Annotated in this window: 22 protein-coding genes; 7 read left to right on the plus strand and 15 right to left on the minus strand. The window is 64.1% G+C overall.

The genetic code is table 11. The features are described 5' to 3' along the window. Positions 1-125: 125 nt before the first annotated feature. The 5 genes from ACNJX8_RS36915 to tolQ form a co-directional block, all read right to left on the minus strand. Complete coding sequence (locus ACNJX8_RS36915; RefSeq protein ID WP_128936517.1) at positions 126-2,456, minus strand: putative bifunctional diguanylate cyclase/phosphodiesterase; 2,331 nt, start codon at positions 2,454-2,456, stop codon at positions 126-128. A gap of 252 nt (positions 2,457-2,708) precedes the next feature. Continuing rightward, positions 2,709-4,055 (minus strand): Tol-Pal system beta propeller repeat protein TolB, encoded by a 1,347-nt coding sequence (gene tolB / locus ACNJX8_RS36920; protein ID WP_249761929.1) that lies wholly within the window; start codon positions 4,053-4,055, stop codon positions 2,709-2,711. Positions 4,056-4,096: 41 nt separating this feature from the next. Then, positions 4,097-5,056, minus strand: coding sequence for a protein TolA (locus ACNJX8_RS36925; RefSeq protein WP_439358676.1), 960 nt, complete (start codon positions 5,054-5,056; stop codon positions 4,097-4,099). Positions 5,057-5,060: 4 nt separating this feature from the next. Next, positions 5,061-5,510 carry a protein TolR gene (tolR, locus tag ACNJX8_RS36930; RefSeq protein WP_028173005.1) on the minus strand — a complete coding sequence of 150 codons (450 nt, stop codon included), beginning with the start codon at positions 5,508-5,510 and terminating at the stop codon, positions 5,061-5,063. Positions 5,511-5,565: 55 nt separating this feature from the next. Continuing rightward, positions 5,566-6,282 carry a protein TolQ gene (tolQ, locus tag ACNJX8_RS36935; RefSeq protein ID WP_028180156.1) on the minus strand — a complete coding sequence of 239 codons (717 nt, stop codon included), beginning with the start codon at positions 6,280-6,282 and terminating at the stop codon, positions 5,566-5,568. A 457-nt stretch (positions 6,283-6,739) separates the two neighbouring features. Between tolQ and ACNJX8_RS36940 the strand changes: the two genes are divergently transcribed. Next, the gene (locus ACNJX8_RS36940; protein WP_439358677.1) at positions 6,740-7,258 is read left to right on the plus strand and encodes a DUF2231 domain-containing protein; all 519 of its coding nucleotides are present in this window, start codon (positions 6,740-6,742) and stop codon (positions 7,256-7,258) included. Between the two features lie 252 nt (positions 7,259-7,510). Further along, complete coding sequence (locus ACNJX8_RS36945; protein WP_439358678.1) at positions 7,511-8,674, plus strand: acyl-CoA desaturase; 1,164 nt, start codon at positions 7,511-7,513, stop codon at positions 8,672-8,674. 218 nt (positions 8,675-8,892) lie between these two features. Here the strand turns inward: ACNJX8_RS36945 and ACNJX8_RS36950 are convergent, their stop codons facing one another. The 5 genes from ACNJX8_RS36950 to ACNJX8_RS36970 all read right to left on the minus strand — a co-directional run bounded on the left by ACNJX8_RS36950 (position 8,893) and on the right by ACNJX8_RS36970 (position 11,777). Beyond that, positions 8,893-9,069 (minus strand): hypothetical protein, encoded by a 177-nt coding sequence (locus ACNJX8_RS36950; protein WP_164934733.1) that lies wholly within the window; start codon positions 9,067-9,069, stop codon positions 8,893-8,895. Positions 9,070-9,466: 397 nt separating this feature from the next. After that, positions 9,467-9,958, minus strand: a complete 492-nt coding sequence (locus tag ACNJX8_RS36955; protein ID WP_091880452.1) for a DUF2852 domain-containing protein — start codon at positions 9,956-9,958, stop codon at positions 9,467-9,469. A gap of 121 nt (positions 9,959-10,079) precedes the next feature. Then, positions 10,080-10,820 (minus strand): TetR/AcrR family transcriptional regulator, encoded by a 741-nt coding sequence (locus ACNJX8_RS36960; protein WP_128936523.1) that lies wholly within the window; start codon positions 10,818-10,820, stop codon positions 10,080-10,082. Positions 10,821-10,947: 127 nt separating this feature from the next. Next, positions 10,948-11,313 (minus strand): YciI family protein, encoded by a 366-nt coding sequence (locus ACNJX8_RS36965; RefSeq protein WP_249758174.1) that lies wholly within the window; start codon positions 11,311-11,313, stop codon positions 10,948-10,950. Positions 11,314-11,372: 59 nt separating this feature from the next. After that, positions 11,373-11,777, minus strand: coding sequence for a YciI family protein (locus ACNJX8_RS36970; protein WP_128945075.1), 405 nt, complete (start codon positions 11,775-11,777; stop codon positions 11,373-11,375). A 263-nt stretch (positions 11,778-12,040) separates the two neighbouring features. On the opposite strand from ACNJX8_RS36970, the gene ACNJX8_RS36975 reads away from it, so the two are divergent. From ACNJX8_RS36975 to ACNJX8_RS36985, 3 genes are all read left to right on the plus strand, one after another. Beyond that, entirely contained in the window at positions 12,041-12,829 is a 789-nt protein-coding gene (locus ACNJX8_RS36975) for an SDR family NAD(P)-dependent oxidoreductase (protein WP_439358679.1), read from the plus strand. Between the two features lie 130 nt (positions 12,830-12,959). Then, positions 12,960-13,394, plus strand: a complete 435-nt coding sequence (locus ACNJX8_RS36980) for a hypothetical protein (RefSeq protein WP_128936527.1) — start codon at positions 12,960-12,962, stop codon at positions 13,392-13,394. A gap of 500 nt (positions 13,395-13,894) precedes the next feature. Continuing rightward, on the plus strand, positions 13,895-14,257 hold the full coding sequence (locus ACNJX8_RS36985) for a hypothetical protein (RefSeq protein ID WP_128936528.1): 363 nt from the start codon (positions 13,895-13,897) through the stop codon (positions 14,255-14,257). Positions 14,258-14,386: 129 nt separating this feature from the next. Here ACNJX8_RS36985 and ACNJX8_RS36990 read toward each other — a convergent pair whose 3' ends face one another. The 4 genes from ACNJX8_RS36990 to ACNJX8_RS37005 all read right to left on the minus strand — a co-directional run bounded on the left by ACNJX8_RS36990 (position 14,387) and on the right by ACNJX8_RS37005 (position 17,252). Continuing rightward, positions 14,387-14,800: a VOC family protein gene (locus tag ACNJX8_RS36990; protein WP_128936529.1), complete on the minus strand. Its 414-nt coding sequence runs from the start codon at positions 14,798-14,800 to the stop codon at positions 14,387-14,389. A 30-nt stretch (positions 14,801-14,830) separates the two neighbouring features. Continuing rightward, a complete protein-coding gene (locus ACNJX8_RS36995; protein ID WP_439358680.1) occupies positions 14,831-15,370 on the minus strand; it encodes an SRPBCC family protein in 540 nt (179 codons plus the stop codon). A 218-nt stretch (positions 15,371-15,588) separates the two neighbouring features. Beyond that, positions 15,589-16,887 (minus strand): RNA polymerase sigma factor, encoded by a 1,299-nt coding sequence (locus ACNJX8_RS37000; RefSeq protein ID WP_439358681.1) that lies wholly within the window; start codon positions 16,885-16,887, stop codon positions 15,589-15,591. Beyond that, complete coding sequence (locus ACNJX8_RS37005; RefSeq protein ID WP_128936532.1) at positions 16,884-17,252, minus strand: YciI family protein; 369 nt, start codon at positions 17,250-17,252, stop codon at positions 16,884-16,886. Before ACNJX8_RS37005 ends, ACNJX8_RS37000 begins: the two co-directional genes overlap by 4 nt. 140 nt (positions 17,253-17,392) lie before the next feature. On the opposite strand from ACNJX8_RS37005, the gene ACNJX8_RS37010 reads away from it, so the two are divergent. Continuing rightward, positions 17,393-18,358 (plus strand): 2-hydroxyacid dehydrogenase, encoded by a 966-nt coding sequence (locus ACNJX8_RS37010; RefSeq protein ID WP_439358682.1) that lies wholly within the window; start codon positions 17,393-17,395, stop codon positions 18,356-18,358. Positions 18,359-18,678: 320 nt separating this feature from the next. Beyond that, the gene (locus tag ACNJX8_RS37015; protein WP_439358683.1) at positions 18,679-20,646 is read left to right on the plus strand and encodes a cache domain-containing protein; all 1,968 of its coding nucleotides are present in this window, start codon (positions 18,679-18,681) and stop codon (positions 20,644-20,646) included. 141 nt (positions 20,647-20,787) lie between these two features. Here ACNJX8_RS37015 and ACNJX8_RS37020 read toward each other — a convergent pair whose 3' ends face one another. Beyond that, entirely contained in the window at positions 20,788-21,432 is a 645-nt protein-coding gene (locus tag ACNJX8_RS37020) for a TetR/AcrR family transcriptional regulator (protein ID WP_128940105.1), read from the minus strand. Positions 21,433-21,462: the final 30 nt, after the last annotated feature.

Consider the following 21,462-nt stretch of genomic DNA (forward strand, 5'->3'; position numbering starts at 1 on the left):
GCGTCATGATTTATTAACAGCTTCTTAACATCTATGCAAAGCAATCGAAAGATTAGGGTTAACCACCGTAGCACTACGGTGGCCGCAACAGACTGAAACGACAGGAAATTTTTTGAGAGGCGGTCTTAAGCGAAGGAGCGCGAGAAGGCGACTTGGAGCGCGCTATCGCCCCGGCGTCCATGCGAGGCGTTGAGGAGCTGGCGCATCCGCACCGCGGGCACTGGACGGCTGAACAGATAACCCTGCCCCTCGGAGACGGTGCCGTCGGCGCTGATCAGCTCGAGCTGCTCGTTGGTCTCGATGCCCTCGACCACGACGGCCATGCCGAGGTCGGCGGACAGCCGCGCCACGCCGCGCAGCAGCGTCAGCGGCCGGTCGGTGTCGATGCCTTCGAGGAAGGAGCGGTCGATCTTCACCTTCTGCATCGGGAAATTGTGCAGATAGCTGAGGCTGGAATAGCCGGTGCCGAAATCGTCGAGCGAGATGCGCACGCCGAGCGCATGCAGTTGCGACAGGATGTCATGCGTGAGCTGGGTGTTGCGCAGCAGCGAGGATTCCGTGATCTCGATCTCCAGGCGATGGGCCGGAAGCCCCGAGACTTCGAGCGCGTAGCGGATTTCGCTCAGCACGTCGCGCTGGTGGAATTGCTGCGGCGAGAAATTGACGGCGACGCTGACGCCCTCCGGCCACTTCATGCATTCCATGCAGGCGCGGCGCAGGATCCAGCGGCCGAGATCGACGATCAGACCCATGTCTTCGGCGACCGGGATGATGTCGACCGGCGAGACGGTGCCGCGCACCGGATGATTCCAACGCAGCAGCGCTTCGCAGGTGGTGATCTTGCCGGACTTCAGATTGACCAGCGGCTGATAGAACAGCTCGAACTCCTCGTTGGCGAGCGCCTTGCGCAGGTCGAGCTCGAGGATGCGGCGGGCCTCGACGGTCGCCGCCATCTCGTCGCGGAAGAAGCAGAAGGTGCCGCGGCCGTCGGCCTTGGCGCGGTACAGCGCCATGTCGGCGTTCTTGAGCAGCGTATCGGCGCTGGTGCCATCCGGCGAGGTCAGCGCGATGCCGACGCTGGCGCCGATCTCGACCAGATGATTGTCGATGCGATAGCGCTCGCTCAGCCGCTCGACGATGCGGCGGGCGAGACTAGCTGCGTCTTCGGGCGAGGAGATGTTCTGCTGGAACACGACGAATTCGTCGCCGCCGAAGCGGGCGACGAAATCCTCCGGCCGCAACATCTCGCGCAGGCGGTTGGCGACCGCACACAGCAGCTGGTCGCCGCAGGGATGGCCGAGCGTGTCGTTGACCTGCTTGAATTGATCGAGGTCGACGAACAGCAGCGCCGAGAGCCGTTCGGAATGACGCGAATGCGCCAGCAGCCGCTCGATCTCGTCGCGGAAGCTGACGCGGTTGGGCAGCGCCGTGAGCTCGTCATAGCGGGCGAGATGGCTGATCCGGGCTTCGGCGCTGGTGCGTTCGGTGATGTCTTCCAGCAGCAATACCGTGCCGCCACCGGTCATCGGCTGGAACGTCCAGGCCAGCGTGCGGCCGCGCGCCTGATCCGGATCGGCGGTGACGATCTCGCAGATTCGCGCCTTCTCGATCTCGGACAGGATCTGATTGCCGCTCTCCGGCGAGATCGACCCGGCAGCGACGCAGGCCGAGGCGATGTCGGCGGCCGTGGCGCCGCGCTTGACGAGGTCCTCGGGCAGCGCCATGAGCTCGCTGAAGCGGTGGTTCATCACGGCGAGGCGCCGATCGGCGCGAAACATGCACAGGCCGTGCGGCATGTTGTTGAGCGCGGTGTCGAACTGGCTGGCCAACGCGGATTCGCGAAAGCTCGAGGTCAGCGCCTTGACGAAGATCGCGTGCAGGCTGAGGTTGATGTTCTTCAGCGCGATGAAGAACAGCACGAGCAGGATCGCGAGCCCGATATAGTAGAATCCGCCGTGCAGCAGCAAGGCAAGCGACATCGGACCGCAGGCGAGCGCGACGTGCCACTGCACGACCCTGGGCTGGCCGTAATTGCGGGCGGCGCCGCCGGCGGTGTAGCCGACCGTGACGGCGACGCAGAGCATGTTCGCGACCGCGTCGTCGTTGTTGAAGATCACGACGAAGCACCACACGCCGATGACCGCGGCGTAGACGAGCGCGCCGAACCAATAGCGCGGCTCCAGATGCTTGGCCTGCTGGAACGTCAAGCCCGGCACGCGGTTTTCGTAGGGGCGCATCTGAAACGCGCGCCCGGTGCCGATGGCAATGATCAGAAACGCGATCGGCCACAGCAACACGTCGCCGGTCTTCAGCGCAGTCATCACCGCGGCCACGGCCGCGGAGGCCGAGCCGAGGAAGATCGCCCAGAAATTCTGCACCATAGAGTTGATGAGAGCGGCGTAGAGTATCGGCTCCAGCTCGTCTCGATCGCTCTGCTTCTGGTCGGCCAGCTGCATTGAGTTGCTACGCGTCCTGTTTGGCGCGTAGTCTTACCCAGACCAGATGAAGCCTTTCTGAGGGAACATCGTTAAAGTCGAGTTGTTTTTCGGCAATAGCGAACCCGTTTCTGCTGATATTTCAATCAACTAGGCAAGCCTTGCCGAGGGCAAGGTGAAGGAAAGCTTGCTTTCCTCACCGAACCCGAAAAAAACTGCACGCTTTTTCGATAACATCGCGCGTCCAGAGGCGCGATCTATTGACCTGCCGTCCTATTGACCTGCCGTCGAGGACAATAGCGGCGACCATGCCGGGTCGGAGGCAAAGCCCGGCGTCGGCACCTTCAGCTCGTTGCGGCCGGAGATGTCGACAGTGTACAGCGACGGTCCGGCATTGCCGCCGGGATCGCGGAAGAACATCAGCACGCGGCCGTTCGGCGAGAAGGTCGGACCCTCGTTGTGGAAGCCGGAGGTGAGCAGCCGCTCGCCGCTGCCATCCGGCTTCATGACGCCGATCGAGAACTGCCCGCCGCCCTGCCTGGTGAAGGCGATGTAGTCGCCGCGCGGCGACCACACCGGCGTCGAATAGGTGGCGTTGGTGTCGTCCTTGGAGAACGAGATGCGCTGCGCCTGCCCACCGCCTGCGGCCATCACATAGATCTGCGACCTGCCGCCGCGATCGGATTCGAAGCAGATGCGGGTGCCATCTGGAGAATAAGAAGGAGAAGTGTCGATCGCCGGCGTGTCGGTGAGGCGCGTGGTCGAGCGCGAGCGCAGATCCATCACGAACAGGTTGGAATTGCCGCCCTGCTGCAAGCTCATGATGACGCGCTGGCCGTCCGGCGAGAACCGTGGCGCAAAGGTCATGCCCGGGAAATTGCCGACGATCTCGCGCTGGCCGGTCTCGATGTTGAACAGATAGACCTTCGGATCGCCCTGGCCGAACTCCATATAGGTGATCTCTTGCGAGTTCGGCGAGAAGCGCGGCGTCAGCACGAGGTCGGAGCCGCGCGTCAGATAGCGCACATTGGCGCCGTCCTGGTCCATCATCGCGAGCCGCTTGACGCGGCGCTCCTTCGGCCCGCTCTCGTCCACGAACACCACGCGGCTGTCGAAATAGCCCTTCTCGCCGGTCATCCGCTCGTAGATCTGGTCGGAGATGATGTGGGCGATGCGCCGCCAATATTCCGGCGAGGTGAAATATTGCTGGCCGGCGAGCTGCTGGCCGGAGACCACGTCCCAGAGGCGGAATTCGGCCTTGAGCCTGCCGTCCGGCTGCCGCGTCATGCGGCCGGTGACGAGGGCCTGCGCGTTGATGGTCTTCCAGTTCTGGAATTGCGGCGCGACGTCGATGTTGCTGATGCGCTCGATGAAGGCGGCCTGGTCGATCGGCGCGAACAGGCCCGAACGCTTCAGATTGTTGGTGATCACTTGCGTGACGCCGTTGCCGACGTCGCCGTCGGACGGCGAGCCCGGCAGGAAGTTGGTGATCGCGATCGGGACCGGCTGGAATTCGGTGGGATCGATGCGAAGCCGCGGCTGCCCCTGGGCGAAAGCGTGTCCACCCCCGAGCATCGCGAGTGCCGATCCGGTGACGGTCATGAAACGGCGGCGGTTCATCGAACGGGCATCATTCATCGCAAAATTCTTTTGTTCGGATGTCACAACATATCTTTCAGACCGAAAGTCATCGGAATGAGCTTCCAGCTCTCGTACTGCTGCTTCGGCATGAACGAATAGACCTGGCACTGCACGATGGCGCGCTTGGCGCTCTCCGCCACAGCCTGGGCGATCGACCGCGACGGTCCCCGCACCGCGACGACGATCGGCTCGGCCGCCAGCGATCCGTCGATCTTCATGGGAATGTCGATGTCGGCTTCATACTGGTCGGCGTCTTGGCCGTTGTAGGTCGGCGTGAAGCAGCGCTTGACCGCGCCCTGGAATGCACCGCGCCAGGTCGCGACGTTGTTGGCTGCAGTCCCGGTCGCCGCTCCCAGCGACGCCGATGCATTCAGCGCGGAGCCGGTCTGCTCGTGCCGGGTTGCGGCGCGCTTGTCGAGGTCGCGCTGGATCTGCGCGGGGTCGAAGGTGCGCTCCTTGGGCTTGGGCTGCTGCTGCGGCTGCACCGCGGCGACCTTTTGCTCCACCGGCTTCGGTGGCGGTTTCTTCGTCTCCAGCTTCTTCTGGAGCTCGGCGATCGGATCTTCCTTGGCCGGATCAGGCTTCTTTTCCTGCGGCTTCGCCTCTTCCTTCGGCTTCGCCTCGGCGACCGGCTTCGGCGGCTCGGGCTTCTTCTCGACCGGCTTCTCGACGGGTTTTGGCGGCGGCTCAGGCGTCGAGTTGGTCTTGATCAGCTCTTTCTTCTCGGTGACCTTGCCGACGGCGTCTTCCTCGGGCTTGGCTTCGGCGATCTTCTCGACCTTGGGCTTGGGCTGCTTCTTGTCGCCGGTCTTCTGCCCAGACATCATCTGCGCGAGCTGATCGGTGGAGATGATGTCGACCGGAAGCGACTCCTCCGGCGCGATGTAGGCCTTGCTACTAAAGGTGACGAGGCCCCATCCCAGCACGAGGACATGGAGGGCAATCGACGCAACGAGTGTCTTGTCGACGTTCACCTTCACCGGCTTACCCCTGATCAGCCTCGGTCACGAGCGCCAGCTTCTTGAAGCCCGCGCCGGACAGCAGGCCCATCACCCTGGCCACCGTCCCGTAATCGGCCTTCTTGTCGGCACGCAGATAGATGCGTTCCTCGAGCCCGCCGCGGGCGTCCGTGATCGCCTTGAGCTTCGGCACCAGCTCGTTGATTGCGATCTCGGCGTCGTTGATGAACACCTTGCCTTTGATGTCGACCGACATCTGGATCGGTTTCTGGTCGTTCTGCTCGAGGCTCTTGGCCTGGGTCTGCGGCAGATCGAGTGGCACGCCGACGGTGAGCAGCGGCGCCGACACCATGAAGATGATGAGCAGCACCAGCATCACGTCGACCATGGGGGTGACGTTGATCTCGGCCATGACCGGCTTGCGCCGGCTGCGGCGCCCGCCGCCTCCGGACGAACTCGCGACGTTCATGCCCATGGTCTGATGCCCAAATTGCCCTTCACACTATACATGCCGTCATACATGCCCTCCGTCAGCCCCGCTCGTCGATCTGACGTGACAGAATGGCGGAAAATTCATCGGCGAAGCCTTCGAGCCGCTGGGCCTGCCGATTCACCTCGGAGGTGAACTTATTGTAGAAAATAGTGGCAGGAATGGCGGCGATGAGACCGACGGCGGTGGCAAACAGCGCCTCCGCGATACCAGGGGCCACCACCGCCAGAGAGGTGTTTTTCGACGCCGCGATCGACTGGAAGCTCGACATGATGCCCCAGACCGTGCCGAACAGGCCGACGAAGGGGCCGGCGGAGCCGACGGTCGCGAGCACCAGGAGCCGGCGTTCCAGCCGCTCGACCTCGCGCGCGATCGAGACGTTCATCACCTTGTCGATGCGCATCTGCAAGCCCGCGACCGAGCGGGCATGGCTCTCGAAGGAACGCTTCCATTCGCGCATCGCCGCCACGAAGCAGGCCGCCATGGAATGGGTCGGCTTGGCCGAAAGCGTGCGATAGAGCTCCTCGATCGACTCGCCGGACCAGAAGGCCTGCTCGAAACGATCCATCGAGCGCCGTGTGCGCGCGTAAAGAAAGATCTTGTCGATGGCGATCGCCCAGACCCAGACCGAGCAGGACAGAAGTCCCAGCATCACCGCCTTCACGATCCAGTGAGCCTGCCAGAACAGCGCGATCAGCGACACGTCGGCGGAGGCAGCAACCGGAAGGGCTGACTGAGCCACGTCGGCCGGATTCATAAGCAGTATCCTCTCAAGGCGATCGTTACCTAATGTCCTTCGGCCAGCAAATGGCGGCCGGTATCCTCTAACAGCCGCGCTAGAACCGGCGCGGCCGGCAAGCCCGCTCAAAGCCTTGGTTTTTTGGGGTGCAGGGCTCGTCCAAAGGCTCTCCAAAGCCGGCCGCCTGCATTCCCCGCCAAGATGTCAAAACTATGGGCCTCGACACGGCTTCGGGCGCGACTGTCCGCAATTACCAGAGCCCGGCGTTGGTTAATGCGGGGTTACCGGGGACGAATTTGGCTGCGGGAAAGGCAGGCAGCGCAGGGGGATGGGGAGGACAGGGCCCGCTACGTCCGGGACACCAGAGTTCCGCTTCCTCCCCGCACATAGCATGAAGTGCGCCCCTCGCGCCTGCAGGAACCAGCCCTCGCCCGGAAAAGTTGTCCCGGAAATTCATCTTTGGCGAGGTTTTGCCATGAGCATCAACCCCAAAACGACTGCCGCGATCGGCGATCACCCCCTGCACCCCATGCTGATTCCGTTCCCCGTCGCCTTCCTGGTCGGCGCGCCGATCGCCGACTTGGCCTTCATCGGAACCGGCGATGCCTTCTGGGCCCGCGCCGCGATCTGGCTGATCGGCGCCGGCATCGTCATGGCGCTCGTTGCTGCCGTAGCCGGTTTTACCGACTTCTTGAGCGAGCCCCGAATCCGCAGCCTCGAGGGTGCCTGGTATCACATGGTCGGCAATCTCGCGGCGGTCGTGCTGGCGCTGGTCAACTTCTATCTCCGTTACGCGCAAGGCACTGAAGCTGCGGTCAAGCCGTGGGGCGTGGTTCTGTCGCTCATCGTCGTCGGCATCCTCCTGTTCACGGGATGGAAGGGCTGGGAGATGGTGCACCGGCATCACGTCGCGGTGCTGGACGCGCCAGGCCAGACCAGCTCGGAGCCGGTCATGCCGCCTCATGGCGGCGAGAGCGACCGGCGGGCCGCCTGAGCGAGGCGCGCATCAAGCGGTCAGCGCCGCAGCGCCGCTTTCCGTGAGACTACGTGCTTGCATAGCAGGCATTCAGGACCATATGCTCAATTATCGAGCTTCGGCCGACTGCTTTGGCCGGAATCTCCCGGCAAAGCATCTCGTTCACGACCCCGCGGTGGCACGCCATCAGCGGGGTTTTTCGCAGGCGGCCGACTTTAGCTCGGCCGGAGCGAATCCCGCATCCTCTTGGTTCAAGGTCCTTCCGAAAACATGTCGCCCAATACCGCCGACGACGACCAGCACGACGACATCATGTATCCCTCCGCCCTGCCGTTTCTCCTGGTCCATCTCGGCTGTCTTGCGGCGATCTGGTCAGGCATCGATTGGCAGGCCGTCGCGATCTGCGTCTCACTCTATTGCGTGCGGATGTTTGCGATCGGAGCCGGCTACCACCGCTACTTCTCACATCGGGCGTTTGCGACCAGCCGGATGTTTCAGTTCATCCTGGCCTGCCTCGCGCAGAGCAGCGCGCAGAAGAGCGTTTTGTGGTGGGCGGCCAAGCATCGGCACCATCACCTGCATTCCGATACCGAGACCGACGTGCATTCGCCGCGTCACCGCGGCTTCCTCTACAGCCATCTCGGCTGGATTTTTTCGCGGCAACACGACACGACCGATCTCGTGAAGGTCGGTGATTTCGCCGCTTATCCGGAGCTGATGTGGCTGCATCGGCTGGAGTTGCTGCCGGCTTTCGCGCTTGCAACGCTCTGCTTCCTGGCGGCGGGCTGGTCAGGCCTGGTCGTTGGCTTCCTCTGGAGCACGGTGCTGCTCTATCACGCGACCTTCTGCATCAATTCCCTCGCCCATGTGCATGGACGCAAGCGGTACGTGACGGGTGATGACTCCCGCAACAACTGGCTATTGGCGCTGTTCACGCTGGGTGAGGGCTGGCACAACAATCACCACGCCTACCAGAGCAGCGTGCGACAAGGCTTTCGCTGGTGGGAGATCGACGTGACCTATTACGTCCTGAAGGTCTTGTCGTGGATCGGCGTCGTCTGGAACATGAAGGCGCCGCCCGAACAGGTGCTGCGCAACGAGCAGCCGCTCGGCGCACGGGTCATCAATCGGGCGGCCCGCGAGCTTGCCGGACGGTTCGATGCGCAGACGCTCGCGCATGCGATCTCGTCGGCGCTTCACCGCGCCGATCTGGCCCAGCTGCAACTGCCGACGCTGCACGACGTTCTCAATCGCGCGCATGACGGCGTCGACGCGCTGACGCATCTGCATCTGCCGAAGATTCCGACCCGCGAGGAGTTTCTTGCCGAAGCCAAGGCGATGTTCGCGCGAACGCGATCGCTCAACGAGATCGTGGACCACGCCTACGAACACTTCCTGGCATCGGTGCGCGCGCAGCTCGCGACCACGACCTGAACGTCGCGGCTGACCGCCGCGCGTCGCATCCGCGCAGCGGAGATGTCTTGACGCCCGACGATCTGGCTCCGACAATCGCGGACCCGATGGCAGCTCTTGCGACAAGTTGCTGTAAGCACAGCTTCGTCCGCCCTGCTTCCCGGCATCGGTCATGGTGGTACCTGCCCACGCGGAAAACGCGTTGTCAGGACTTGGTCGCGCCTCCCGCGGCCCGGGTTCTACGGCACCTTCTGGTCCTGCACGTGCCCGTAGACCACACCGCAGAACGAGCGCTGGCCCGGACACCGGCCAAAATGGCAATCCGGATCAAGCGCGCAGCCGCCGTAGACGAGGCCGATATAGCCCAACACCGCGAACGCGGTGATGCCGAGCAGCAATCGGGTGTGGCGGTCCATGAACTTCGTCCTGGAATAACCTGCGCCCATCGGCGAAGCGGCGCGCACACATCCTAGTGTCGATAGACGCACCGTTCGAGGACCGGCGCTGACATTTTCGCAACGTCATGACCGGGCTTGGCGCCTTCGCTGAAGTTTCGGTGGCCGACCACGTTGTGGGCCCGGCGCAGCCTTGGCGGAGCCGAGCCCCGGCCGTTCACGCCTTGCCCCGCGATGCAAGAACGTGGATGCCAGGGGACAAGCCTGGGCATGACAATCCCTCGCAGGCCCGGCGGACGAGGAAAGAAAGCACCAAAAACCAAACCGCCCGCCTGCGGGTTGCGCAGGCGGGCGGCTCGGGGCCATCAGGACTTTGGGGGCATGCGCCTGAAGGCTTTGAGAGGTGTCAGTTTCCAGATCAGCCCTGCTGCTGGTCGTTGGGCGGCGGGGTCGGACGCGTCTTGTGCTGCGCCATGAACTGGTCGAACTCTTCCTTGTCCTTGGCGTGACGCAGTCGGCTCAGGAAATCCTTGAACTCGCGCTGCTCTTCCTCGAGCCGCTGCAGCGTCTCGGCGCGATATTCGTCGAAGGCGCGGTTGCCGGATGACGGCGGGCCGAAGCCAAACCCGAAGCCACGGCGCTCCATGCGATCGCGCATGCGGTCCATCTTGTACTGCATCCTCTCCATCTTGTTCTGCCAGCGATCCTGGTGGCTCCAGCACGACATTCTTCTGCTCCCGAGTGTGAAAAAGAGAAGGGCAAGTCCGATCGGCCACCAGATGATGAAGCCGAGAATAGTCACGGCGATCCAGCCGGGATGCCAGGGCGTCTCGAGCATGTGAGGACGCTGGTACTGTTGGTATTGGTCCGAGGGGCCGCGCCATCGATTGACATCAGCGGTGTAGGCCATTTCCCATCTCCATCACGGCATCAGCGCCGTTGTGAATGTAAATAACATTTACATAGCTAAATCATCCCGTGATTTTGTCAAGCCGGCCGCAAGACAGGCTCGCGGAATTATTTGCGCAACTTTATTTCGGCTTGCCCCAAGGACCGCCGGGCGGCACGCCAGAACCGGAGGACGCCTCCGGTGGTACCGGCGGCGGCTCGGCGCTCTTCGCTGGCGGACGGCGGTCGGTCGGGAAGCCGAGGCCACGCAGATAAATCAGCACCTCGGCTTCGAGCAGTTCGTCCGGCGACATCGGCAGTTTTCGCCGTGCGGCATCGCCGCGGGAAAACAAAGAGGCCACGCCGTGCGCCATCGACCAGATGTGCAGCGCCATCATCATCGCCGGCGGCCGCGGCGTGCCCGGCGGCGTTAGCGCCGCAAGCCGTTCGGCCGCGGCGCGAATGATGTTAAAGGCACGTTCGCTCGCGGCCTGAAGCGCCGGATTGGCATCGACCGGCACGCCCGATTCGAACATCGCGTTGTAGAAGGCGGGCTCCTCGCGCGCGAAGGCGAGATAGGCCTTACCGACGCGTTCGAACGCGGTGACCGTATCAGGGTGCCCGTCGTCCCAGGCCGCGGCCAGGCGCGCCTCGAACTGCTCGAAGCCGCGCTGGGCGATCGAGGACAACAGCTCGTCGCGGTCGCGGAAATGCCGGTAGGGCGCCGCCGCGCTGACCCCGGCCATGCGCGCGGCATCGGCAAAGGTGAAGCCGGCCGCGCCCTTCTCGGCGATCAGGCCTAGAGCGGCCTGCAACAGGGCTTCTTTCAGATTGCCGTGGTGATAGCCGCGCTCGGCGCGGCGTTGCTCCTTGCGCCAGCTCATGTGAACGACTTTTACATGAGCCGGGCGTGAAGGTCACTAGCGGCGATGCGGCGTGATTAACCCCGTACTTTCACGGTCGTGCCGGGCCGATGCGTCGACATCGAGCCGGAAACGAGTTCGCCCGAAGCTACATCTGCGGAATCGGCAGCACGGGCATGACTTCGATCGCCTCGCCCGGGAAGATCGCAAAATGCGGATGGTTCTCGAACAGCTTTGCAGCCTCCTCTTGCGAGGCAGCCCGCACCACCGTGAAGCCGGTCAGCGCATTGCTGATCTCTGTAACGCCGCTTCCGTCGATCCTGCGGGTCTTGCCGAGCGGGCCGCCGATCTCGACGATGACAGCCTTGTGCTTCTCGACCCAGCCGTGCCAGGCGGCCATGCCCTCCTGTTCCTTTGCTTTCCGTTCGGCCTCGGGCAGCGCGCGCCAGGCCGCCATTTTCGCGCCGTTCATGCTGCCGAGATAGACGGCGAGGAATTTGTGTTCGGTGCTCATCGGTTCTCTCCTTGTTGATCGATTGACGTCAGCCACGATTTCATCGCGACCCGCCGTGGCTACCTCTTCAGATTGTCGAATCCGGCGGCGGCCTGCTGCAGATCGGGCGGAAAGTCGCTCATCTCCTGCACCTGCCGGATCTCGATGATTTCGTTGGGCGAAGCCGGGCACTTCTTCGCCCACGCGATCGCCTCGGCGCGTGAGGCAACCTCGATCATCCAGTAACCGCCCAAAACCTCCTTGGCCTCAGCGAAGGGTCCATCGGTGACAATGGGCACGCCGGTCGCAAACGAGACACGCGCGCCCATCGAGGGCGGATGCAGGCCATCGAGCGTGATCAGCACGCCGGCATCCTTCAGCGCCTCGTTGTAGCGCATCATCGCGGCAACGCGTTCCGGATCGAGCTGCACATCCGGCGGCGCGCTCTCGTAACCGAGCGGGATCATGAGCATCATGAATCGCATGGGGGTTCCTTGTTGGTCGCTGTCATTCCGGGGCGCGACGAAGTCCAGCCGGCCCGCATTCCCCTGTAAGACGAACGACCTCTCGCCGCCCCGACAGCGGCGCAAAAATATTTGGAGGTCGCGCCAGTGCGACTACGGACGGCGCATTCCGGCCGGATCGGGTCGATAGGTTTAGGCCTGAGACCTTTCGTGCTGGAACGAAAGCGAAGTAAAAGGAGCCCGCGCTCACGCGCCCCTCTCCCGGACACAGGACAGATCAGCCAATGCCGCAAGCCCCGCAAAAAGTCGCCCTCGTCACCGGAGCCGCGCGCGGCATCGGGCTTGCGACCGCGAAGAAGTTCCTCGCCGAGGGTTGGCGTGTGGCGCTGCTCGACATCGAGGGCGAGTTGCTCGGCCGCGCGGTCGCCGAGATCGGCCAAAGCGAGGCGACGCTGGCGCTGACCTGCGACGTTTCGGACAAGGCGGCGGTCGGCGCGACGATGACCACGGTCGAACGGCGGTTCGGTCGGCTGGATGCGCTGGTCAACAATGCCGGCATTGCCGTGTTCGCGCCGCTGATGGAGACGTCGGAGGCTGACTGGCGCCGCGTGCTCGAGGTCAACCTCACCGGCCCGTTCCTCTGCACCAAGGCTGCGGTGCCCTTGATGCGCGACGGCAATGGCGGCGCCATCGTCAACATCACCTCGATCTCGGCGGTGCGCGCCTCGACGCTGCGCTCGGCCTACGGCACTAGCAAGGCGGGGCTGGCGCACCTCACCAAGCAGCTCGCGGTCGAGCTCGCCTCGCTCAATATCCGCGTCAACGCGGTCGCGCCGGGGCCTGTCGACACCGCGATGGCGAAGCAGGTGCACAGCAGGGAGATCCGCGCCGACTATCACGACGCCGTTCCGCTCAACCGTTACGGCCTGGAAGAGGAACTCGCGGAAGCGATCTACTTCCTGTGCTCGGCAAATGCGAGCTACATCACCGGCCAAATTTTGGCCGTTGATGGCGGCTTCGATGCGGCAGGTATCGGCCTGCCGACGCTGCGCGGCCAGCGGCGCAACGGGTAGGCGTGGAATTTGTACAAGGGTAGGCAAAGGCGCGAAAGCGCCGTGCCCACTCACCTCCCCCGATTTGCGCCATAGGTGGGCACGCTTTCACTTTGCCCACCCTTACGATGTCGAGAGTTCGGAGAGTGCCATGCGACGCGTCACCTTCAAAGCCTTGATGCTCGCGACAGCTCTGCTCACCTCTGCGCCCGCGGCCGCCGAGATCCGCATCATCCAATCACCGGGCGGAGCGGTCGGGCCGTTTCTCGACCTGTTCGAGAAGGTGCGCGAGAGCGGCGAACGCGTGGTGATCGACGGTCCTTGCCTGTCAGCCTGCACGCTGGTCTTGAGCATCGTGCCGGGCGAGCGCATCTGTGTCACCAAGCGTGCGGTGCTCGGCTTCCATGCCGCGCGCTCGGTCGACGGGCGCGGGCGCTTCTATGCCGAGCCGGAAGCATCGGTCGCGGTGCTTGCCGCCTATCCCGGCCCGGTGCGCGACTGGATCAGCCGCCGTGGCGGCCTCACCTCGCGGTTGCTCTTGCTGAAGGGGCGTGATCTCGCCGCGATCTATCCGCGCTGCCGCTGACGAATTTGGCAGCCGCTCCAATGGCCTTTGGCTTGCCTGGTCCGAGGCCATACGGCAGGTTCCCTGTGCTCGCACGCAATGTGCGCACCGGGGGTCTTCGCCATCACGTGCTGGCTGGCTTCAAAAGAGAGTCTGGATCACCGGCACCAGCTTCATGCTGGCGCAAATGAGCATCCCCCAAAGAGCAAAATTGATCTGTAGCGCCGCTGCCATCGGTCGCTCCCCTTCCAAGTGACGTCCATCCCAGTTTGTAGATTTTATGACTCATAAATACCGATTCTTACTTGCAGATCACAGCCCAATATTGCGTCAATTGTTGTGCGATGCAGTCCGCATCGTTTCACGAAGCAGCCGCACTGCTCGCGCAGAGTGATGCGAATCGTAAGTTCATTGCTCGGCCATGCCGGCCAATTGGTTTGCCTTAAGTTCCATTTGACCGACGCGATGCAAGTTTCCCCACGCGTATCTTGCCCATCGCGCGCCGAACTTTGGGTCCCGGCATGATGCGACATGGCTTGATCTTGCTCACTTTCTGCACAACGCTGCTTGGATGTGCAGTCGCCCCGGCGCAGGAGCGTCGTCCGATCGCATGGGATGGCCTCGGCCAAGACCCCAACAAAGGCCCGAACCGCCCTCATATCGCGAAGCGGCCCGCAACGAACCCCGCGCCCGCGACAAGTGATCCCAATCAGGAGCGGGAACGAGTGCTCGGCACCCTGCGGCCGTACTCCGACGCGTGGTGGGCGGTCCATGACGAGATCGAAGCGGAAAACGACAGGCAGCTCGGCACCAAGCTCGTGATCTGTCCTCGCTGCGTGCAACCGGCGCCGCCGGACGGGGACGTGACCGGATCAACCCGGTGAGAGGCAAGCGGCCGATCCGCGCGTGACGGAACGACTCTACGCTCCGTACGAGTCGCTATGTGTCCCCTCTCCCGCGGGTTTGGAGAGAGGGGATCACATTTCAATCGATCATGTGGGCGGTCGCGCCCGTCACATTCCTTCCGCCGGGCAGTTCACCATCCACGGAATGCCGAACTTGTCGACGCACATGCCAAAGCCCTTGGCCCAGAACGTCTTGCTGAAGGGCATGGTGACGCTGCCGCCGTCGGCGAGCGCGTTGAACTTACGCTCGCCATCCGCGGGATCCTTGACCGTGATCGAGATCGAGAAGCCCTGCGGCTTGTGAAAATGCTCGGGCGGCGCATCGGAGCCCATTAATACGCTGCCGTCGGGCAGCGACATCCGCGCATGCATGATCATCTTCTCGCGACCTGGCGAGGCAGGCACCTCCGGCGGCGCATCCGATGCACGCATCATTGCATCAATCTTGCCGCCGAGAACCTTGGCGTAATGGTTGAATGCCGCTTCGCAGGTGTCCTGATAGAACAGATAGGGATTGAGCATCGTTTCTCTCCTCTTCGTGTGTAGTAACGCCTATTGCTTCTCCGTGAGCTTCTTCAGGTTGGCGAGGCCGGCGTCGAAATCCTTGCCGATCATGCTGTCCATGTTGATGAACACCTGCATCACCTTGGACAGGAAGGGGGCCGGACCGGACATCGCCCATGTGACCAGTGTGGCATCGCCTTGCGGCACAAAGGTGAACTCGGCGTTGTTGTGGCCTTCGAACGGGCGCTCGAAATCGAGCTTGATGCGGAGCCTCGAGGGCACGTTGGCCTCGAGGATCTCCATGTGACCGGCGCCGACATTGTTGTTCCCGTCCCAGGCGTAGGTCGCGCCCTTGCCTTCCGCGGTTCCTCCGAAAGTCCGCTTCATGGCGGGATCGCGGCCCTCATAGGGTGACCAGGCGGTCCAGCGGCGGAAATCGGCCACCACCGGATAGATCGTATCGGCCGGCGCTTTCACGGCGAGACTGCGCTCGACGCGGAATGTGTCGGGCTTCGTCAGGGCAAAGACGAGCACGGCCGCAATTCCGGCCGCGAGGACGATGGCGATGACGGCAATGGCTTTCAGCATGGATTGGCTCCCGGGATACGTGCGTAGGACGAACGAGGGAGACCCCGGTCGACAAGACCGACACGAAATTTTTGGCACAATGCCGCCCTACGTCGTGGCCGGGCATTAGCGCGAAGCGCGTCTTCGCACAGATGTCCCGGCCATCCACGCCTTGAACGCCAAGAGGGAACGTGGATGCCCGGGACAAGCCCGGGCATGACGGCGGAGATGGTGTTGCCCTATTTCGCCTTAGCGCTTTCCTTAGCGCTTTCCTTCGGCTTCGGCTGGCTGTCCCGGATCAGGCGATCGAGATGCATGCGGATGTGGGCGGCTTCCGCGGAGGTGTTGGCGAGCGCGATGGCGCGGTCGAAGGCGATGCGGGCCTCATCGTTGCGGCCGAGCTGCATCAGGAAGGCGCCACGCACACCGTAGAAATGGAAGTAGTTGGCAAGCTTCGGCGCCAGCGGCTCGATCAGCTCGAGTGCGGCCTGCGGTCCGCGCACCTTGGAGACCGCGACCGCGCGGTTGAGCGTCACCACCGGCGAGGGCTGCACCAGTTCGAGCGCGCCGTAGAGCAGGTCGATTTGCGACCAGTCGGTCTCCTCCGGCGTCGATGCGCGCGCGTGCAGCGCGGCGATCGCGGCCTGGATCTGATAGGGCCCGCTGCGGCGGTGGCGCATCGCCTTGTCGATCAGGGCGAGGCCCTCCGCGATCATGGTGCGGTTCCACAGCGAACGGTCCTGGTCCTCCAGCAGGATCAGCGACCCGTCCGCGGCAAAGCGCGCGGCGCTGCGCGCATGTTGCAACAGGATCAGCGCCGTCAGGCCCATGATCTCCGGCTCGCTCTGGAACAGCCGCAGCAGCAGCCGCGCCAGCCGGATCGCCTCCTCGCACAGCGGCTTGCGAAGCTCCGCGGTATCGCCGCTCGCCGAATAGCCTTCGTTGAAGATCAGGTAGATCATGGCCGCGACGCCGGCGAGCCGCTCGGAACGCTCGACCGCGCCGGGCGCTTCGAAGGGTACGCCGGCGTCAGCGACCTTCGCCTTGGCGCGGGTGATGCGCTGCTCCATCGCGGCTTCCGAGACCAGAAAGGCGCGCGCGATCTGCTTCACCGTGAGGCCGGAGACGATGCGCAGCGCCAGCGCGATCTGCTGCGTCGCCGGCAGCTGCGGATGGCAGCAGATGAACATCAGCCGCAAAATATCGTCGCGGTAATGCGAGCCGTCGAGCCGCTCGGCAAGTGCGCCTTCGGCGTCGTCGAGATCGGAGATCGCCTGGTCGTCCTCTGGCAGCGGTTGCTGCTTGCGGGCGCGGCGGACCTCGTCGATCGCGACGTTGCGGCCGACCATGATCAGCCAGGCCGCGGGATCGCGCGGCGGCCCGTTCTGCGGCCAGGTTTTCAGCGCACGCAGGCAGGCGTTCTGAAAAGCCTCCTCAGCGGTATCGAGATCGCGGAAATAGCGCAGCAGCGCGCCGACCGCCTGGGGGCGCGCCGAGGTCAGCGCAGTCTCGATCCAGGCGGTATCGGCCTCGCTCACGTCAGATTCCCTCCGGGCCTGAACACACCGACGGGACGCACCTCATAGGCACCGCCGGGATTGGCAGCGCCGAGCTCGCGCGCGACATCGAGCGCGTCGTCGAGGTTCTTGCAGTCGACGATATAGAAGCCGAGCAGCTGCTCCTTGGTCTCCGCATAGGGGCCGTCGAGCACCAGCGGCGGGTCTTCCTTGCGCAGCGTCGCCGCCGCGGTGGTCGGCAACAGCCGCGCCACCGGGCCGAGCCGACCCTGCTGTGTGAGCTTCTCCTGCACCACGGCGAGCTTCTTCATCACGGCCTCGTCCTGGTCCTTGCTCCAGGAGCCGACGAAGTCCTCATCGTGATAGCAAAGAATGGCATAAAGCATAGGCGACACTTTCCTCGTCTGTTCTAAAGACGCGCCAATATGCCCCGCCCCGACAGGGCTGCGGAAAAAATTTGCAAGAAAAATCCGGCAGATCGTGCCAAGGAGGGCCTTCTCAAGCGGAACTCGACGAGGCACTTCGAATGACCAAAGGCACACTGGCCGTCCTGATCAACAGCACGCAGCAGAACTGGCTGCCGGAGCGCTGGAAGGCCCGGTTCGACGCGGTCTGCGGCGGCCGGCGCGTGGTGCTGCTGCCCGATTCCGCCCTTGATCCGGCCGAGGTGCACTATGCCGCCGTTTGGAAACCGGTGCCGGGCGATCTCGGTGCGTTCCCCAATCTGCGTGCGATCTTCAATCTCGGCGCCGGCGTCGACGCGTTGATGGCAGACAAGAGCCTGCCCGATGTGCCGCTGGTGCGCGTCGCCGTGCCCGACCTGACCAACCGCATGACCGAATATGTCGTGCTGCATGTGCTGATGCACCATCGCCAGGAGCTCTATTTGCGCCAGTGCCAGCGCGACAAGCGCTGGGAGCCGACATATCAATGGCCGGCGAGCGCGGTCACGGTAGGCATCATGGGGCTCGGCACGCTGGGCACTGATGCGGCCGATGCGCTGCGCCGGCTCGGCTTCCGCGTCGCCGGCTGGAGCCGCAGCCGGCGCACGATCGAGGGCGTCGAATGCTTCCACGGCACGAACGGAATCGACGCGTTCCTGCGCGCGACCGACATCCTGGTCTGCCTGCTGCCGCTGACGCCGGACACGCATGGCATCCTCAATCGCGACGTCTTCACCAAGCTCAGCCGCAACAGCCCGCTCGGCGCGCCGGTGCTGATCAATGCCGGCCGCGGCGGCTTGCAGAACGAAGCCGACATCCTGGCCTGCCTCGACGACGGCACGCTTGGCGCCGTCTCGCTCGACGTCTTTGTCCAGGAGCCGCAGCCGGCAAACAGCCGGTTCTGGACCCATCCCAAGGTGCTGCTGACCCCGCACAACGCAGCCGACACCGACGCGGACGCGATCTCGGCCTACGTCGCCGAGCAGATCGCGCGCTTCGAAGCGGGCGGTGTGCTGGAGAATGTGGTGGATCGGGCCAGGGGGTATTGAGGCCTCGCCTGGTTGGAAGAGGCACGACCGCGCCTCACTTTCGATGTCGTCCTGGCGAAAGCCAGGACCCATTACCCCAGGGAGAAGTTGCGGCGCGAAGTCGTAATCGGAGTCTTCGCCAAACCACTTCCTGGGGTAATGGGTCCTGGATCTGCGCTCCGCCCTGGACAACGCTACGCGTTGCCAAGAGCTGCGCTTGACCAGGACGACAGCTTTGTTGGGCTCGTCGCCCCGCCCCTCCCCACCAGCATCCCCGTTCACCCTCTCTTAGCGAGAAGTTGATAGACGTTGTTAATCAACGCTCAACGAATGGGTCGAACATGCGAGCGAACCTCGGCCTCAGGATGCGGATCACGGTTGCGCTGGCGGTGACGGCGGCGGCGACTGCCCTGTTTGCCGTGCTCGGAGCGATGTGGATCATCGCCGGGATCATCGACCGGGCCGACCAGCGCGAGCTGCGCAGCCATTACGATGCGCTGCAATCGCGCATCGCCGAGGAATCGCGTCGCGCCGCCGCGATGAGCGCCGTAGTCGCGTCAATGCCGGCGACGCAAGAGGCCATGGCGAAGCAGGATCGCGAGGCGCTAGTGCGCCTGTTCGGACCGGTGTTTGCCGCCACCAAGCCGGACTACGGCGTCGATCAGTTCCAGTTCCATGTGGCGCCGGCGACCTCGTTCTTGCGCGTGCACCAGCCGGCGAAATTCGGCGACGACCTCTCCGGCTTTCGCAAGACGGTCGTCGTCGCTAACCAGGACCGCAAGGTCGTAGTCGGTCTCGAGGGCGGTGTGGCCGGACTCGGCATCCGCGGCGTGGTGCCGATCGCGCAAGCCGGCAAGCATCTCGGCACGGTCGAATTCGGTCTGACCTTCGGCCAACCGTTCTTCGACGACTTCAAGGCCAACAGCCATGTCGACGTCGCCTTCCATCTCGCCGACGGTTCAAGCTTCAAGCTGTTCGGTGGCACGCTGAAGGGCAAGAGCTTCTTCGATGCGGCCGATTACGGCCGCGCCACCGGCGGCGACTTCACGGTGCGGCAGGCCAAGCTCGACACCACGCCGGTCGCCGCGCTGCTCGGACCGATCAAGGATTTTTCCGGCAAACCGCTCGGTGCGGTCGAGCTGGTGATGGACAATGCCGACTACGAGGCCTCGGCCGACCGCGCCTGGATGCTTGCGATCGGGATCGCCGCGCTCGGGCTCGTGCTGGCCGCGATCGTCGGCTATCTCATTGCTCGCAGCATTTCGCGCCCGATCATCTCGATCACGAGCGTGATGCGCGAGCTCGCAGATGGTCGGCTCGACGTCGCCATTCCCGCCAGCAAGGCGAATGACGAGGTCGGCGCAATGGTGAAGGCCGTCGCGGTGTTCCGCGACAATGCCGTAAGCTTTAGCAAACTCCAAGCCGAGCAGCTCGAGGCCAAGGCGCATTCCGAAGCGGAGAAGCGGCGCGCTTTCGGCGCGCTCGCCGACAATTTCGAAGCCAGCATCCGCGACGTCGTCACCACGGTATCCTCGGCCGCGGTCGAGATGGAGCACACCGCCCGCTCGATGTCCGAGATCGTCGAGCAGTCGCGACAACAGACCCGCACGGTGTCTTCGGCCTCGGCGCTGGCCTCGGAGAACGTCCAGACGGTGGCGGCCGCCGCGGAAGAACTGTCCTCGTCCATGACCGAGATCAGCCGCCGCCTCGCCCATGCGACCGAGGTCGTCGGCAGGGCTGCGAGCGACGGGGAACGATCGAATGCGCGCGTGCAGAGCCTTGCCGACGCCGCGCAAAAGATCGGCGACGTCGTCTCCTTCATCAATGGCATTGCGGGACAGACCAATCTGCTCGCGCTGAACGCGACGATCGAGGCGGCGCGCGCGGGCGAAGCCGGCCGCGGCTTTGCCGTGGTCGCCTCCGAGGTGAAGGCGCTGGCGACCCAGACCGCGAAGGCGACGGAGGAGATCGGCGCGCAGGTGACAGCGGTACAGGGAGAGACCACCGGTGCTGTCGACGGCATCCAGTCGATCTGTGCGACGATCCGGGAGGTCGACGAAATCTCGGCCGCGATTGCGGCAGCCGTCGGTCAGCAAGGCACGGCGACACAAGAGATCGCGCAGAACGTCCAGCAGGCCGCAGCTCGCACCGGCGAGGTCTCGCAAAACATCTCCGGCGTTACCGCCGGCATCGCGGCGACCGGCACCGCGGCTGAGGAGGTGCTGGGATCGGCGATCGAGCTGTCAAAGCAGTCGCAGCGACTGCGGGACGAAGTGGACCGCTTCCTCGCGCATATCCGCGCGGCGTAGCTGCGCTGCAAATTGGATGTCGTCCTGGCGAAGGCCAGGACCCATTACCCCAGGGAGAAGTTGCGGCACGACGTTCTAACCCGAGCTTTCGCCAAAACTGCATTCGGTGGCTATGGGTCCTGGCTTTCGCCAGGACGACAGCTAGGGTTTAGCCCCCACCATCACGTCGATCGCGCCGCTGACGATGGCCTCGAGCTCCTTGCGCGGGACGCGGGCGCGGGAACGGATGGCGATCGTGTGCACCGTGGCGGATGCGACCTGCGCCAGCACCGCCGGGTCGGCGCTATCAGGCAGCTCGCCCTTCTCCTTGGCGCGGCGGAAGCAATTGGCAAAGGCCTTGTCGAGTTCGGTGAGACCTTCGAGCACCATGGCGCGGATCTCAGGATCACTCACCGCCTCGGAGGCCGCAGTCACCACCGTGAAGCAGCCCCGCGGACCAGTGTCACCCGAGAGATAGATGTTCAGCGCGGACGCGAAGATGCGCTCCAGCCGCTGGCGCACCGGCATCTCCTGGCGAAAGATCTCCACCATCGATGCGCGCGCTTCCTCCCGGTAGCGCTGGTAGCTCTTGATGTAGAGCTCGCGCTTGTCGCCGAACGCGCCATAGAGGCTCGGGCGGTTCATGCCGGTGGCTTCGCTGAGATCGTCGAGCGAGGTCGCAGCAAAGCCCTGCTTGCGGAACAGGTCGAGCGCTCTGCCGAGCGCGACATCGGGCTCATAGGCACGCGGCCGGCCACGGCGCTTGGGTCCGTTGGCAGCAGCTGGCGGTTTCGATTTTTGTACCATTTCGCAAAATAATCCTTGACCGACCCTATA

The organism is Bradyrhizobium sp. SPXBL-04 (assembly GCF_051853035.1).
Taxonomy (GTDB): Bacteria; Pseudomonadota; Alphaproteobacteria; order Rhizobiales; family Xanthobacteraceae; genus Bradyrhizobium; species Bradyrhizobium zhanjiangense.

Excerpts from the sequence above, each read along its gene's own strand:
- ACNJX8_RS36990 (WP_128936529.1), bottom strand. The coding sequence starts at position 14,800 with ATGCTCAATCCCTATCTGTTCTATCAGGACACCTGCGAAGCGGCATTC.
- ACNJX8_RS36995 (WP_439358680.1), bottom strand. The coding sequence starts at position 15,370 with ATGCTGAAAGCCATTGCCGTCATCGCCATCGTCCTCGCGGCCGGAATT.
- ACNJX8_RS36955 (WP_091880452.1), bottom strand. The coding sequence starts at position 9,958 with ATGGCCTACACCGCTGATGTCAATCGATGGCGCGGCCCCTCGGACCAA.
- tolB (WP_249761929.1), bottom strand. The coding sequence starts at position 4,055 with ATGAACCGCCGCCGTTTCATGACCGTCACCGGATCGGCACTCGCGATG.
- tolQ (WP_028180156.1), bottom strand. The coding sequence starts at position 6,282 with ATGAATCCGGCCGACGTGGCTCAGTCAGCCCTTCCGGTTGCTGCCTCC.
- tolR (WP_028173005.1), bottom strand. The coding sequence starts at position 5,510 with ATGGGCATGAACGTCGCGAGTTCGTCCGGAGGCGGCGGGCGCCGCAGC.
- ACNJX8_RS37020 (WP_128940105.1), bottom strand. The coding sequence starts at position 21,432 with ATGGTACAAAAATCGAAACCGCCAGCTGCTGCCAACGGACCCAAGCGC.
- ACNJX8_RS36940 (WP_439358677.1), top strand. The coding sequence starts at position 6,740 with ATGAGCATCAACCCCAAAACGACTGCCGCGATCGGCGATCACCCCCTG.
- ACNJX8_RS36975 (WP_439358679.1), top strand. The coding sequence starts at position 12,041 with ATGCCGCAAGCCCCGCAAAAAGTCGCCCTCGTCACCGGAGCCGCGCGC.
- ACNJX8_RS37005 (WP_128936532.1), bottom strand. The coding sequence starts at position 17,252 with ATGCTTTATGCCATTCTTTGCTATCACGATGAGGACTTCGTCGGCTCC.
- ACNJX8_RS36945 (WP_439358678.1), top strand. The coding sequence starts at position 7,511 with ATGTCGCCCAATACCGCCGACGACGACCAGCACGACGACATCATGTAT.
- ACNJX8_RS36980 (WP_128936527.1), top strand. The coding sequence starts at position 12,960 with ATGCGACGCGTCACCTTCAAAGCCTTGATGCTCGCGACAGCTCTGCTC.
- ACNJX8_RS36965 (WP_249758174.1), bottom strand. The coding sequence starts at position 11,313 with ATGAGCACCGAACACAAATTCCTCGCCGTCTATCTCGGCAGCATGAAC.
- ACNJX8_RS37015 (WP_439358683.1), top strand. The coding sequence starts at position 18,679 with ATGCGAGCGAACCTCGGCCTCAGGATGCGGATCACGGTTGCGCTGGCG.
- ACNJX8_RS36970 (WP_128945075.1), bottom strand. The coding sequence starts at position 11,777 with ATGCGATTCATGATGCTCATGATCCCGCTCGGTTACGAGAGCGCGCCG.
- ACNJX8_RS36985 (WP_128936528.1), top strand. The coding sequence starts at position 13,895 with ATGATGCGACATGGCTTGATCTTGCTCACTTTCTGCACAACGCTGCTT.
- ACNJX8_RS37010 (WP_439358682.1), top strand. The coding sequence starts at position 17,393 with ATGACCAAAGGCACACTGGCCGTCCTGATCAACAGCACGCAGCAGAAC.
- ACNJX8_RS36960 (WP_128936523.1), bottom strand. The coding sequence starts at position 10,820 with ATGAGCTGGCGCAAGGAGCAACGCCGCGCCGAGCGCGGCTATCACCAC.
- ACNJX8_RS36950 (WP_164934733.1), bottom strand. The coding sequence starts at position 9,069 with ATGGACCGCCACACCCGATTGCTGCTCGGCATCACCGCGTTCGCGGTG.
- ACNJX8_RS36915 (WP_128936517.1), bottom strand. The coding sequence starts at position 2,456 with ATGCAGCTGGCCGACCAGAAGCAGAGCGATCGAGACGAGCTGGAGCCG.